The organism is Hydrogenophaga sp. L76, from assembly GCF_057654755.1.
In genome coordinates this window covers 1,364,870-1,378,204 of sequence record NZ_CM172807.1, presented here as the reverse complement: position 1 = coordinate 1,378,204, position 13,335 = coordinate 1,364,870, and the positions used below count along the sequence as shown (strand labels likewise).

General features: G+C 68.0%; 13 protein-coding genes. 5 read left to right on the top strand and 8 right to left on the bottom strand.

What is annotated here, in order from left to right; all coding sequences use genetic code 11:
• Positions 1-3: 3 nt before the first annotated feature.
• From AC23D4_RS06595 to AC23D4_RS06565, 7 genes are all read right to left on the bottom strand, one after another.
• Positions 4-381 carry a methylglyoxal synthase gene (locus tag AC23D4_RS06595; protein ID WP_472888144.1) on the bottom strand — a complete coding sequence of 126 codons (378 nt, stop codon included), beginning with the start codon at positions 379-381 and terminating at the stop codon, positions 4-6.
• A gap of 115 nt (positions 382-496) precedes the next feature.
• Positions 497-2,086, bottom strand: a complete 1,590-nt coding sequence (gene pgi / locus AC23D4_RS06590; RefSeq protein ID WP_472888145.1) for a glucose-6-phosphate isomerase — start codon at positions 2,084-2,086, stop codon at positions 497-499.
• Between the two features lie 148 nt (positions 2,087-2,234).
• A complete protein-coding gene (locus tag AC23D4_RS06585; RefSeq protein WP_472888146.1) occupies positions 2,235-2,870 on the bottom strand; it encodes a bifunctional 4-hydroxy-2-oxoglutarate aldolase/2-dehydro-3-deoxy-phosphogluconate aldolase in 636 nt (211 codons plus the stop codon).
• 13 nt (positions 2,871-2,883) lie between these two features.
• A complete protein-coding gene (edd, locus tag AC23D4_RS06580; RefSeq protein WP_472888147.1) occupies positions 2,884-4,716 on the bottom strand; it encodes a phosphogluconate dehydratase in 1,833 nt (610 codons plus the stop codon).
• 116 nt (positions 4,717-4,832) lie between these two features.
• The gene (gene pgl, locus AC23D4_RS06575) at positions 4,833-5,522 is read right to left on the bottom strand and encodes a 6-phosphogluconolactonase (RefSeq protein ID WP_472888148.1); all 690 of its coding nucleotides are present in this window, start codon (positions 5,520-5,522) and stop codon (positions 4,833-4,835) included.
• Complete coding sequence (gene zwf / locus AC23D4_RS06570) at positions 5,519-6,994, bottom strand: glucose-6-phosphate dehydrogenase (protein WP_472888149.1); 1,476 nt, start codon at positions 6,992-6,994, stop codon at positions 5,519-5,521. Before zwf ends, pgl begins: the two co-directional genes overlap by 4 nt.
• A 115-nt stretch (positions 6,995-7,109) precedes the next feature.
• Positions 7,110-8,123 (bottom strand): PfkB family carbohydrate kinase, encoded by a 1,014-nt coding sequence (locus AC23D4_RS06565; RefSeq protein ID WP_472888150.1) that lies wholly within the window; start codon positions 8,121-8,123, stop codon positions 7,110-7,112.
• A gap of 138 nt (positions 8,124-8,261) precedes the next feature.
• Here AC23D4_RS06565 and AC23D4_RS06560 point away from each other — a divergent pair, with 138 nt between their 5' ends.
• The 5 genes from AC23D4_RS06560 (at position 8,262) to AC23D4_RS06540 (ending at position 12,940) form a co-directional block, all read left to right on the top strand.
• Positions 8,262-9,266, top strand: a complete 1,005-nt coding sequence (locus AC23D4_RS06560) for a sugar ABC transporter substrate-binding protein (protein ID WP_472888151.1) — start codon at positions 8,262-8,264, stop codon at positions 9,264-9,266.
• A 160-nt stretch (positions 9,267-9,426) separates the two neighbouring features.
• Positions 9,427-10,386 carry an ABC transporter permease gene (locus AC23D4_RS06555; protein WP_472888152.1) on the top strand — a complete coding sequence of 320 codons (960 nt, stop codon included), beginning with the start codon at positions 9,427-9,429 and terminating at the stop codon, positions 10,384-10,386.
• The gene (locus AC23D4_RS06550; RefSeq protein WP_472888153.1) at positions 10,386-11,192 is read left to right on the top strand and encodes an ATP-binding cassette domain-containing protein; all 807 of its coding nucleotides are present in this window, start codon (positions 10,386-10,388) and stop codon (positions 11,190-11,192) included. The genes AC23D4_RS06555 and AC23D4_RS06550 overlap by 1 nt, the downstream gene beginning before the upstream one ends.
• Positions 11,193-11,201: 9 nt before the next feature.
• On the top strand, positions 11,202-11,654 hold the full coding sequence (locus AC23D4_RS06545; RefSeq protein ID WP_472888154.1) for an RbsD/FucU family protein: 453 nt from the start codon (positions 11,202-11,204) through the stop codon (positions 11,652-11,654).
• A gap of 128 nt (positions 11,655-11,782) precedes the next feature.
• Positions 11,783-12,940 carry an ROK family protein gene (locus tag AC23D4_RS06540; RefSeq protein WP_472888162.1) on the top strand — a complete coding sequence of 386 codons (1,158 nt, stop codon included), beginning with the start codon at positions 11,783-11,785 and terminating at the stop codon, positions 12,938-12,940.
• A 91-nt stretch (positions 12,941-13,031) separates the two neighbouring features.
• On the opposite strand, the gene AC23D4_RS06535 is transcribed toward AC23D4_RS06540, so the two are convergent.
• Complete coding sequence (locus tag AC23D4_RS06535) at positions 13,032-13,319, bottom strand: hypothetical protein (RefSeq protein WP_472888155.1); 288 nt, start codon at positions 13,317-13,319, stop codon at positions 13,032-13,034.
• Between the last annotated feature and the right edge of the window lie 16 nt (positions 13,320-13,335).

Here is a 13,335-nt window from a genome sequence, read left to right as displayed (position 1 = left end):
CCTTCAGCGCCGCGCCAGATCGTCCAGCAGCAGCCGAGCCGTCGCCACGTTCGTCGCACACGGCACGTTGTGCACATCGCAGGCGCGCAGCAGCGCGCTGATGTCGGGTTCGTGGGGCTGGGCGGTCATGGGGTCGCGCAGGAAGATCACGATGTCCACCTCGCCCATGGCGAGGCGCGAGCCGATCTGCAGGTCGCCGCCGAGCGGGCCGCTGAGCAGGCGTTCCACGTTCAACCCCACTTCGGATTGAAGGCGCCCGCCGGTGGTGCCGGTGGCCATGAGCGTGTGCTGCCGCAGCAGGGCCGCGAACCCGCTGGCCAGGGCGACGATGGCGTCTTTCTTCTTGTCGTGGGCGATGAGGGCGATGCGCATGTGATTCATCCTGCGGCGATCCGGCGCCGGGCCGCCCCAAGCCGGATCAGCCCCCTCGGGGGGCAGCGACCCGCGCAGCGGCGGAGCCCCGGTTCCACGCCGAAGGCGGGGAGACGCTTGGGGGTCACTGTTTTTCCATTTGTTTCGCCATCGTCTTGCCCAGCTCCACGCCCCACTGGTCGTAGGCGTTGATGCCCCAGATGGCGGCTTGCGTGAACACCTTGTGTTCGTACAGCGCGATCAGCGCGCCCAGGCTGTGCGGGGTGAGGGCGTCGAGCCATATGGTGCTGCTGGGCACGTCGCCCTTGAAGCTGCGCTGGCTCACGAACACCTCGGCCTGCTCGGCGCTCATGCCCTCGGCCATGAGCGCCTGCAGGGTGGAGGCTTCGTCGCGGCCAACGGCCAGGGCCTGTGCCTGCGCGCGCAGGTTGAGGTTGACCACGCGGTGGTGTTCGGCGGCCAGAGGCAGTGGCGTGTCTTCGTTCAGCACGCCGACGAATTCCACCGGCACGCGGTGTGTGCCCTGGTGCAGCAGCTGGAAGTAGGCGTGCTGGCCGTCGATGCCGAGGCCGCCCCAGATGATGGGGCCGGTGTGTGTGTTGCAGGGCTGGCCGTCCTTGCGGGTGCGCTTGCCGTTGCTTTCCATGTCCATCTGCTGCACGAAGGGCGCGAAGCGCACCAGGCGGCTGGGGTAGGTGGAGAGCAGCTGGGTGGGGCAGAGCAGGAAGTTGCGGTTCCACACGCCGCTCATGGCGAGGATGATGGGCAGGTTCTTGCCCAGCGGGGCCGAGCGGAAGTGTGCGTCCATGGCCTGGCCGCCAGCGAGGAATTCGCGGAAGGCTGTCGATCCGACGGCGATCGCGAGCGGCAGGCCGAGCGCGGACCACAGCGAATAGCGGCCACCGACCCAGTCCCAGAAGGTGAAGGTGTGTTCTGCCGGGTAGCCGGCGGCGCCGGATTTCTGTGGTGAGGCGGTGATGGCGACCAGGTGCGGGCTTTGCGCAGCACCGGTGATGCCGGCGTCGGTCAGCCAGCGCCGCGCGGACGCGGCGTTGGTCATGGTTTCCTGCGTGGTGAAGGTCTTGCTGGCCACGATGATCAGCGTGGTCAGCGGGTCCAGACCGCGCAGCGTGCTGTGCAGCGCCCAGGCGTCGGGGTTGCTGACGAAGTGCACGCGCACGCCCGTCCTGCCCTCGCTGCACAGCGGAGCCAGCGCGTCGGCCGCCATGCGGGGCCCAAGGTCGGAGCCGCCGATGCCGATGTTCACCACGTCGGTGATGGCCAGGCCGGTGCTGCCTTTGACCACACCCAGGCGCACGCGGTCGGCGAAAGCGCAGACGCGGTCGAGTTCGTTTTGCACCAGTTGCTGGATGTGATCGCCCCAGGGCGCATCGCTGCCGCTGGCGCCGGGCGTGCCGCGCAACGCCACGTGCAACACGGCGCGCTGTTCGGAGGTGTTGATCACGTCGCCGCGGAACATGGCGTCGCGCTGGCGCTCCACGCCGGCCTGGCGGGCCAGGTCCATGAGCGCGTCCCACACGGCGCCGTCCAGCGCCTGGCGGCTGAAGTCGATCCGGATGCCGGTGCCGGCGGCGCTGGCCTGCATCTGCTGTTCGCGGCCGGGCTCGTCGAGGCGGTCGCGCAGGTGGGGTTGGGGTTCGGCGGCGAGCGTGGCGAGCTTTTGCCAGACGGGGAATTGGGTGGGGTTGGTCATGTGCGATCCCTGTGGATGTTTGAGTTTCGCATGCTCGCCAGTTCGGCTTTCAACGTGGCAGCGGTGGAGCGAGACGGGCCAGGATGCCGCGGAACCGGCTTCGCCGGGCCGCTGGCATCGCGGTGATCCGAAGCGGCGCGGGGGGGAATTACCCCGCGGCGAGTTCGGTCGCTCCGCGCGCCAGCTGTGTGATGCGTTTCCAGTCGCCCGCGGCGAGCGCCTCGGCCGGCGTGAGCCAGCTGCCGCCGGCCATGGCCACGTTGGGCAGCTTCAGGAATTCTTTCAGGTTCTCGGGGCTGACGCCGCCGGTGGGGCAGAACATCACGTCCGGGATCGGAGCGCCCAGCGCCTTGAGCATGCCCAGGCCGCCGGCCTGCTGGGCCGGGAACAGCTTCATGAGACTGAAGCCCTGCTCGCGGCGGTGCATGACCTCGCCGGGCGTCATCACGCCGGGGATGAAGGGCAGTCTGGCGGCCTTGACGGCTTCGACCAGCGCATCGGTGGCGCCGGGGGACAGGGCGAAGGTGGCCCCGGCGTCGATGACGCGCTGCACCTCGGCCACGCGCGTGACGGTGCCCGCGCCCAGGTGCATCTGCGGCACGGCCTTGGCCACGGCTTCGATGCTGGCGAGCGCCGCATCAGAACGCAGGGTGATCTCCATCACGTCGATGCCGCCTTCGAGCAAGGCGTGGGCCAGCGGCACGGCGTGGGCCGGGTCGCTGAGCACGATGACGGGCACGACGCGGGACTGGAAAGCGGGACGGGTGAAGCAGGTGGTGGTCATGTCTGTGTCCAGTTTATGGGCGGTCGCCGAAGAGCGGAGACGCGCCCGACTCAGCGGTGCTCGCGTGCGCGCGGAACAGGCCAAACAGTTCGCGGCCGGTGCCGTGTTCGTTGTGGCTCAGGTCGGGGTGGCTCACGCTGCGCGCGGCCAGCGTGGCGGCGTCCACTTCGAGTTCGAGCACGCCGCGCTCGCAGTCGAGCGTGATCCAGTCGCCGTCCATCACGCGGGCGATCGGGCCGTCGGCCAGGGCTTCGGGGCTGAGGTGGATGGCGGCGGGCACCTTGCCCGAGGCGCCGCTCATGCGGCCGTCGGTGACCAGGGCCACTTTGAAACCCTTGTCCTGCAGCACGGCCAGCGGCGGTGTGAGCTTGTGCAGTTCGGGCATGCCGTTGGCGCGCGGGCCCTGGTAGCGCACGACGGCGATCAGGTCCTTGTTGATCTGGCCGGCGTTGAACAGGGCCAGCAGGTCCTGCTGGTCGCTCACCACCACGGCCTGGGCGCGCACCACGCGGTGCTCGGGCTTCACGGCCGATACCTTGACCACGCTGCGGCCCAGGTTGCCCTGCAGCAGGCGCAGGCCGCCGTCGGCGCTGAAGGGTTCGGCCACGGTGCGCAGCACGGCGGTGTCACCGCTCACCGCGGGCACCGGGCGCCAGGCGAGCTGGCCGTCTTCCAGGCAGGGTTCGTTCGCATACGCGCCGAGGCCCTGGCCCATGACGGTGGTCACGTCGCCGTGCAGCAGGCCGTTGGTCAGCAGTTCCTGCATCAGGAAGCCCATGCCGCCGGCCGCGTGGAAGTGGTTCACGTCGGCGCTGCCGTTGGGGTAGACGCGGGCCAGCAGCGGCACCACGGCCGAGAGTTCGGCGAAGTCGTCCCAGTCGATCAGCACGCCGGCGGCACGCGCCATGGCCACGAGGTGGATGGTGTGGTTGGTCGAGCCACCGGTGGCGAGCAGGCCGATGATGCCGTTGACGATGGTCTTTTCGCTCACGATGTCGGCCATGCAGATGGCGGGCTCGCCGGTCTTGCCGGTGTTGGCCAGCGCGCGCTCCAGCGCGGCCTTGCTCAGCAGTTCGCGCAGTTCGGTGCCGGGGTTCACGAACGACGCACCCGGCAGGTGCAGGCCCATGATTTCCATGAGCATCTGGTTGCTGTTGGCGGTGCCATAAAACGTGCAGGTGCCGGGCGAGTGGTAGGCCTGGGCCTCGCTCTCCAGCAGCGCGTCGCGCCCGACCAGGCCCTGCGCGTACTGCTGGCGCACCTTGGCCTTGGCGTCGTTGGAGAGGCCGCTGGTCATGGGGCCGGCGGGCACGAACACGGTGCTCAGGTGGCCGAACTGCGCCGAACCGATGAACAGGCCGGGCACGATCTTGTCGCAGATGCCGAGCATGAGCGCGGCGTCGAACACGTTGTGCGACAGACCCACGGCAGTGGCCAGTGCGATCACGTCGCGCGAGAACAGCGACAGCTCCATGCCGGCCGCGCCTTGCGTGACGCCGTCGCACATCGCCGGCACGCCACCCGCCACCTGCGCCGTGGCGCCCAGCGTGCGCGCATGGCCGCGGATCAGCTCGGGGTAGTGCTCGTAGGGCTGGTGGGCCGAGAGCATGTCGTTGTAGGCGGTGATCACGCCCACGTGCGGCGCGCGCTCGGCGTGGATCTTGAGTTTGTCGCTCGCGGGCAGGGCGGCTGTCGTGTGCGCCATGTTGGCGCAGCCCATGCCGCCGCGCTGGGTGCCGTTCTTGCGCTGAGCGGCCATGCTGGCGAGGTAGGCGCCGCGCGTGTCGGCGCTGCGTTCGGTGATGCGTTGCGTGACGCGTTCGATGGCGGGGTGAATCTGTGACATCGTGAGCCTTCAGGGTTTTGGTTCAGGAACACCGCGGAACTGGCTTTGCCAGGCCGCAGGTGTTGCCCCCTTGAGGGGGGATGCGGCTACGCGCAGCGAGCAAGCGACGGGGGTGGTCATGCTATCCAGACGCTCAAGGGCGTCTGGGTCTGGTTGATCACCAGAGAGATCGGAAGTGCCTCGTCGGCCTTTTGGGCGGCGCGGCGGTAGACGGCGAGCTTGCTTTCGCCGGTGATGGAGAGCACCAGCTCGCGCGCGGCGAGCAGGGCGCTGAGGGTGAAGCTGATGCGCGCGTGGGGCGCGGTGTCGGGCACCACCCAGGCCAGGCGGTCTTCGGTGGCGATGGCGCGGGCGTAGCCGGGTGCGCCGGGGAACAGCGAGGCGGTGTGGGCGTCTTCGCCCATGCCGAGCACGGCCACGTCCAGCGGCCAGGGCAGGGTGGCGATGCGGGTCTCAGCATCTTTCACGAGAGCGTCCAGCACCTCGGCGTTGAACCGGGGTGCGAGTTCGCGGAAGAAGGGCAGGAAGCGCGCCGCGGCGGCGCGGCTTTGCAGCAGGTGGCGGGCCACCAGGGCGGTGTTGCTGTCGGCGTGGTCGCGCGGGACCACGCGCTCGTCCACCAGCACGACGGACACTGCCGACCAGTCCAGGTCCTGTTCGCGCAGCGCCTCGAACAGGGGGATGGGCGATTGGCCGCCCGAGACGGCGAGGCTGGCCTGGCCGCGCGCCGCGATGGCGGAGCGCAGGGCGTTGGCGATGTGCTCCGCGAGGGCCGCGGGGGTGGCGTTGGGGTGTTCGGTGATCATGATTCCTCCACCCAAGAAGATCCCTCGCGCGCCATCAAGGCCGAAGAAGCCGCCGGCCCCCAGCTGCCCGCCGTGTAGGCCTTGGGTTTTTCGTTCAGCTGTTGCCAGCCGTCGATGATGGGTTCGACCCAGGTCCAGGCGGCTTCGAGTTCGTCGCGGCGCATGAAGTGGGTGAGGCGGCCCTTGATGACGTCGATCAGCAGGCGCTCGTAGGCTTCGGCGCGGCGCTCGGTGAAGGCGGACTCCAGGTCCAGGTTGAGATTCACCGGTCGCAGCTTCATGCCGCTGCCAGGCTCCTTGGCCATCATCTGCAGCTGGATGTGTTCTTCCGGCTGCAGGCGGATCATCAGGCGGTTGACCGACTTGTGCGGCGAGTCGCCGAAGATGGTGAAAGGCAGGTCGGCGAACTCGATCACGATCTCCGACTGGCGCGCCGCCATGCGCTTGCCGGTGCGCAGGAAGATCGGCACGTTGGCCCAGCGCCAGTTGTTGATGTGGGCCTTGAGCGCGACGAAGGTTTCGGTGCCGCTCTCGGGCGGGATGTTTTCTTCCTGCAGGTAGCCCACGGCGGCGTCGCCGTTAGAGGCTCCGGCGCTGTACTGGCCGCGCACGGTGTCGCGCGCCACGTCGGCGATGGCCATGGGGCGCAGCGAGCGCAGCACCTTGAGTTTCTCGTCGCGCACGGCGTCGGGGTCGAGCGAGACCGGTGGCTCCATGGCCACGATGCACAGCAGCTGCAGCAAGTGGTTTTGCACCATGTCGCGCATGGCGCCGGTGCCGTCGTAGAAGCCGGCACGGCTGCCCACGCCGACCGACTCGGCCACGGTGATCTGCACGCTCTTGATGTAGGGGCTGCGCCAGAGTGGCTCGAAGATGGTGTTGCCGAAGCGCAGGACCATCAGGTTCTGCACCGTTTCCTTGCCCAGGTAGTGGTCGATGCGGAAGATCTGCGATTCCTGGAAATGGCGGCCCACATCGATGTTGATCTGACGGGCCGATTCGAGGTCGTGGCCGAGCGGCTTTTCCAGCACCACGCGCGAGCGTGCATCGATCAGACCCGCACCACCGAGGTGGGCGCAGATGCCGGTGAACAGGCTGGGGGCGGTGGCCAGGTAATAGACGCGGTCGGAGCCGGCCTGCAGCTCGGCGCCCAGGTCGGGAAAGTCGCTGGCGTCGGTGGCGTCCACGCAGACGTAGTTCAGGCGGCGCACGAAGCTGCCCCAGTCGGTATCGTTGTAGGCCTTGGTTCCGATGAAACCGGGCACTTTTTCCTGGATGAAGGCCAGAAAGGCTGCTCGGTCCCAGGCCTGGCGGCCCAGCGCGTGGATGCGCGTGGACTCGGGCAGGTTGTTGTGCAGGTGGGCCATGTACAGCGCGGGCAGCAGCTTGCGCACCGAGAGGTCGCCCACACCGCCAAAGATCACCAGATCGAGCGGGGCCGCAGGGGTTTGGGAGGGTGTGGATGTGGCCATGGGTCTAATTTAGTTACGCGATTTGACGAAGTTTAATGTAATCAAGTTACAAGCGGGTTTCTTTCTGCGCCAGGCGCCCCGGTAGCCATGCAATGTTCGTGCTGGCCAACAAGGTTCAAAGCGGGCGGAACATGGGGCGCAGCGTGGCCACACGTTCGACCACCTGGTCGCGGCTGGGCGGCACGCAGCCCACTTCCATCACGCACAGGCTGGCGCTGGCCACGGCACGGCCCAGGATGTGTTGCACGTCATCGCTGTCGAGCACCAGTTGATCGGCGCGGGCCGCGTTCTGCATGGCCGGGCGTTCGAGCAGAGCCGTGAGCAGGCCGGCCAGGAAGGTGTCGCCCGCTCCCACGGTGTCGGCCACTTTCACGGGGGCAGGTTCGGCGGACGCCCAGCCCCGGCCGTCCCGGTGCAGCAGAACGGCGCCCCTGGGGCCCAGGGTGAGCGCCAGCCAGGTGGCCGAAGTGGCCTGCAGCAGTTCGCGCGCGGCTTCCAGCGGATCGGGCGCGCTGAAGCCGAGCGTGACCAGATCGTCGTCGCTGACCTTGACGATGTGCGCCTGGCCGAGCGCGGCCATGACGCTGGCCCGGTAGGCGGCCATGTCGGGCACGATGGCCGGGCGCAGGTTGGCGTCCACCACCACGAGGCGGCCGGCGGCGCGCTGTGCCTGCAGCCAGGGCAGGTATTTGCCGCTGTCGTCGGCGACAAGGGCCAGGCAGCCGGTGACAGCCACCCTCAGACCCGGCTGGGCCGCGCACTGCGCCGTCATGTCGGCGGCGTTGACCTGGCGGTCGGCCACGCCGTCGCGGTAGAAGCTGTAACTGGCCTTGCCTTGTTCGTCTAGACCGACCAGCGCGAGCGAGGTGGGTTCGTGCACCGGCGCCTCGCGCGCCAGGGTCACACCGGCCTGGTGGATGGCGTCGGCCATCAGGCGGCCAAAACGGTCCTGCGAGAGCGGGTTGAGGTAGAGCGTGCCCACGCCCTGCAGCCCGAGGGCGCGGGTGAGGTTGTAGACCGCGCCGCCAGCGCAGGGCCGCAGCCGTCCGTCGGACTCCGTGATCATGTCGATGAGGGCCTCGCCCGCGGTGGCGACTTGAATGAGGGCAGAAGAACTAGGGAAAACCATAACTAAATCCAGTTGATTTATTAACCTGAACCGAAATATAGTTCAGTCACTCCGCAGCAGACAGCGTGAAAACCCCAAGACCAGACTGCCGAGCCAGAGCGCCTTCAGCACATCATCCATCCCTTCGAGGAGACAACTGTGAAAAAACTTGCAACCACTTTCGTGTTTTCCGCCCTGACACTGGCCGTTGGCGTTGCCGCCGCCCAGTCGCAGCCCGTCATCGGCCTGATCACCAAGACCGAGTCCAACCCCTTCTTCGTGAAAATGAAAGAGGGCGCCACCGCCGAAGCCAGCAAGCTCGGCGCCAAGCTGCTGTCGGCCGCGGGCAAGACAGACGGCGACAACGCCGGTCAGGTGACCGCGATGGAGAACATGATCGCCGCCGGCGCCAAGACCATCCTGATCACCCCGAGCGACGCCAAGGCCATCATCCCCGCCATCAAGCGCGCGCAGCAGCAGGGCGTGCAGGTGATCGCGCTGGACAGCCCGACCGACCCGGCCACCGCCGTGGACGGCCTGTTCGCCACCGACAACTACAGGGCCGGCGTGCTGATCGGTCAGTACGCCAAGGTGGCCATGGCGGGCAAGAAGCCGGTCATCGCCACGCTCGACCTGTTCCCGGGTCACCCGGTGGGCGCCCAGCGCCACAACGGCTTCCTGAAGGGCTTTGGCCTGACCGCCCCCGACGCCAAGAGCAATCACCTCGGCGGCGCCGCCGCGGGCGTGGTCTGCATGGCCGACAGCTTCGGTGACGCGGCCAAGGGCCAGACCGGCATGGAAAACTGCCTGCAGAAGAACCCCGGCATCAACCTGGTCTACACGATCAACGAACCGGCTGCCGCTGGCGCCTTCAAGGCGCTGAAGGCCGCCGGCAAGGAAAAAGACGTGGTCATCGTCTCGGTGGACGGCGGCTGCGCCGGCATCAAGGACGTGGGCGCCGGCGTGATCGCCGCGACCTCGCAGCAGTACCCGCTGAAGATGGCCGCCATGGGCGTGGCCGCGGGTGTGGAATACGCCAAGACCGGCAAGAAGGTCAGTGGCTACACCGACACCGGCGTGGCCCTGATCGCGGGTAAAGCCGTGGCCGGTGTGGAGAGCAAAGACGTCAAGACCGGCATGGACCTGTGCTGGGGGAATAAGTAACTCCCCCCTGCGCCGCTGCGCGGCTTCCCCCCTCTCTGGCGCCTTCGGCTTGGAGGGGGGACGGCACCTTGGGCCGGCGGAGCCGGACCCTTGGTGCCCCTGGTAGGGGGCATCTCGTGCCACTGCAATCTCTTTTCCTCTGATTGGACGGGCCACCGCCATGAACACCCTCAAATCCAAACTTCCGCCCATGGGCACGCTCGGGCCGTTTATCGCCCTGATCTTTGCGTGCCTGTTCTTTGCGACGCAGAACGAACGTTTCCTCACGCTGCAGAATTTCTCGCTGATCCTGCAGCAGGTGATGGTGGTGGGCACCATCGCCATCGGCCAGACGCTCATCATCCTGACCGCTGGCATCGATCTGTCGTGCGGCATGATCATGGCGCTGGGCTCCATCGTCATGACCAAGATGGGCGCCGACTTCGGCCTGCCAGCCCCCGTCGCGATCACGCTGGGCATCGCCGCCACGGCCGGCTTCGGCCTCATCAACGGCCTGCTCGTGACCAAGGCCAAGCTGCCGCCCTTCATCGTCACGCTGGGCACGCTGAACATCGCGTTCGCCATCACCCAGCTGTATTCGGGTTCGCAGACCATCACCGAAGTGTCCGACGGCCTGACCTGGCTCGGCAACTCGTTCCGCATCGGTGAAACCAACATCCTCTACGGCGTGGTGCTGATGCTCGCGCTGTACCTGATCACCTGGCTGTTCCTGCGCGAAACGGCGCCGGGCCGCCACATCTACGCCGTGGGCAACAGCCCCGAGGCCACCCGCCTGACCGGCATTTCCACCGACAAGGTGCTGCTGGGCGTGTACGTGCTGGCCGGCGTGTTCTACGGCCTGGCCTCGCTGCTCTCCGTGGCGCGCATTGGCGCCGGTGACCCGAACGCCGGGCAGACCGAAAACCTCGACGCCATCACCGCGGTGGTGCTGGGCGGCACCAGCCTGTTCGGTGGCCGCGGCATCATCTTGGGCACCCTGGTGGGCGCGCTGATCGTGGGTGTGTTCCGCAACGGCCTGACGCTCATGGGCGTGTCTTCCGTGTACCAGATCCTCGTCACCGGCATCCTCGTCATATTGGCTGTGATGACCGACCAGATGTCCCGCAAAGGAGTCCGTTGATGTCTACCGCACCCAACGCTCAAAGCCCGCTCGTGATCCAGGCCAAAGGCCTCGTCAAGCGCTACGGCCAGGTCACCGCGCTCGACGGTGCCGACTTCGAACTGCGCGCCGGGGAGATCCTGGCCGTGATCGGCGACAACGGCGCCGGCAAGTCTTCGCTGATCAAGTGCCTCGCCGGTGCCACGATCCCCGACGAAGGCGAGATCTACCTCGACGGCGCCCGCGCCCACTTCAAGAGCCCGATCGACGCACGCCGCGCCGGCATCGAAACCGTGTACCAGGACCTCGCCGTGGCCCCGGCCATGACGATCGCCGAGAACCTGTTCCTCGGCCGCGAAATCCGCCGCCCCGGCTTTCTCGGCAGCGTGTTCCAGATGATCGACAAGAAGAAGATGCTGGAAGAAAGCATCGCGCGCATGAACGACCTGAAGGTCGGCATCCGTTCCATGACGCAGGCGGTGGAAACGCTCTCGGGCGGCCAGCGCCAGTGCGTGGCGGTGGCGCGCGCCGCGGCCTTCGCGCAGCACGTGGTGATCATGGACGAACCGACCGCCGCGCTGGGCGTGAAAGAGGGCAACATGGTGCTCGAACTCATCCGCCGCGTGCGCGACAAGGGCCTGCCCGTGATCCTGATCAGCCACAACATGCCGCACGTGTTCGAGATCGCCGACCGCATCCACATCGCCCGCCTGGGCAAGCGTGCGGCGGTGGTGGACCCGAAGAACATCAGCATGAGCGACACCGTGGCCGTGATGACCGGCGCCAAGTCGGTGGACGATCTGCCGCCCGAAGCCCTGGCGCACTGAAAGAAAAAAATGCTCAAAGGCCTTGATCCCCTGCTCAGCCCGGACCTGCTCAAGCTGCTGGCCGAGATGGGCCACGACGACGCGGTGGTGCTGGCCGACGCCAACTTCACCGCCATGAGCCTGGGCGCGGGCAAGCCGGTGCTGCGCCTGCCCGGCGTCGGCATGGTGCGCACCGTGCAGGCGGTGGCCAGCGTGCTGCCGCTGGCCGCCGACGTGGCGCACCCTGTTGCCTACATGCAGGTCGGCGGTACCGAGCCCGGTTACCGCTCGGCCCTGCAGCGCGAAACGCTGGCGGTGCTGGCCGCCGAGGGCCTGCAGGACGGCCAGGCCGAAGCGGTGGAGCGCTACGCGTTCTACGAGCGCGTGAAAAAGGCCTACGCCATCGTGATCACCGGAGAGCTGGAGCCCTGGGGCAACTTCATCTTGCGCAAGGGCGTGCTGGGGCAGGCGCTCCGAGCCTGAAACCGGTGTTGAACCTGCCACACTCAACGGCTGTGAACCACACCACCGAAACCGACACCCCCGACGCGACCGCAGCCGATGCCCAGGGCGCCGCCCGCTTGCGCCCGCGCGGCTCCAACCAGGGGGGCATGCGCCAGTTCAACGAGCGCGTGGTGCTGCAGACGCTGCGCGCGCACGGCAGCCTGGCCAAGGCCGATCTCGCGCGCCTGACCGGCCTCACCGCCCAGACCATCGGCCTGATCACCGCCCGGCTCGACGAAGACCAGTTGCTGCGCCGCGAAGCGCCCGTGCGCGGTCGCGTGGGCCAGCCTTCCGTGCCGCTGGGGCTGCACCCCGATGGCGCGTTTGCCATCGGCATCAAGATCGGCCGGCGCAGCGCCGACTGGTTGCTGGTGGATTTCACAGGCCAGGTGCGCGAGCGCCTGGTGCTGGACTACGCCTTTCCCGACATCCCGGTGCTGCTGCCGGCCATCAAGTCCAACCTGAACCGCCTGCTCGACGGGCTGGGCCCGCTGCGCGACCGGGTGGTCGGTGTGGGCGTGGCCGCGCCGTTCCAGCTCGGGGGCTGGCACCGCATGCTGGGCCTGACCGAGGCTCAGTCCCTGGCCTGGAACCAGATCGATCTGGTGGCCGAGGTGCAGGCCCTGACGGACCTGCCGATCAGTTTCGCCAAGGACACCTCGGCCGCCTGCGTGGCCGAGCTGCTGCAGGGCAAGGGCCGGGACATCCGCAGTTTTCTCTACCTGTTCCTCGACACGTTCGTCGGCGGTGGCCTGGTGCTCAATTCCCATCTGCACCGCGGCGTCAACGGCAACGCCGGGGCCGTGGCCTCGCTGCCCCTGCAGGTGGCGACGGCCGACATGAAAGAGCTGCCGCCGCAGCTGATCAGCCAGGCTTCGCTGTGGGACTTGGAGCAGCGCTTTCGCGAGCACGCGCTCGACCCCATGGCCGCCTACGACGCGCGTGCGCTGGAGGCGCCCTGGCTGCCGTACACCCGCGAGTGGGTTGCCCGCGCCGCTTTGGCGCTGGCGCATTGCATCGTGGCCGGCACCGCGTTCCTGGACGTGGAGGCGGTGGTGATCGACGGTGTGGTCGCGCCCGACCTGCTGCGCAAACTCTGGGCGCGCACCGGCGAAGCGCTCAAGGCCTACAACTGGGAAGGCCTGCAGCAGATGCCCCGGCTGGAGATCGGCAGCATCGGCTCGGACGCGCGCGCGCTCGGCGGCGCGCTGCTGCCGCTGCACGCCTGCTTCGCCCCGGACCACGAGATTTTTCTCAAGAGCTGACGCGGCAGACGCTCATGCGGGTTTGCATTCAAGCGTTGAACAAGGCGGGAGCGGTGAGTGTGAACCCCGGGGCGTAGACACACGCCCGGCATCAGCGGGCGATTTTGCGTTCGACCTCTGCGACCCGGCCCGCGTGGAACCTGAGGGTCGTCAGCGTCTGAGGGTCCCGGGCATGGGGGAAGTAGGTCCAGGTTTTCTCTTCGGGTTGGCCCTTGACAGCACGGTGCAGAGCTTCGTGGTCGGGCTTTCCGATCTTCAGCACCACCTCCCCTTCCCCCATGCCCTTGCGGATGAACTTGCGCTCCGCGGCGTCTGCGGCCATGGCGGATGCGCTGGCCAGCGAGAGCAGAACCAACGCGGCGAGTCTGTTGAGATCCATAGGTCACGCCTCCGCC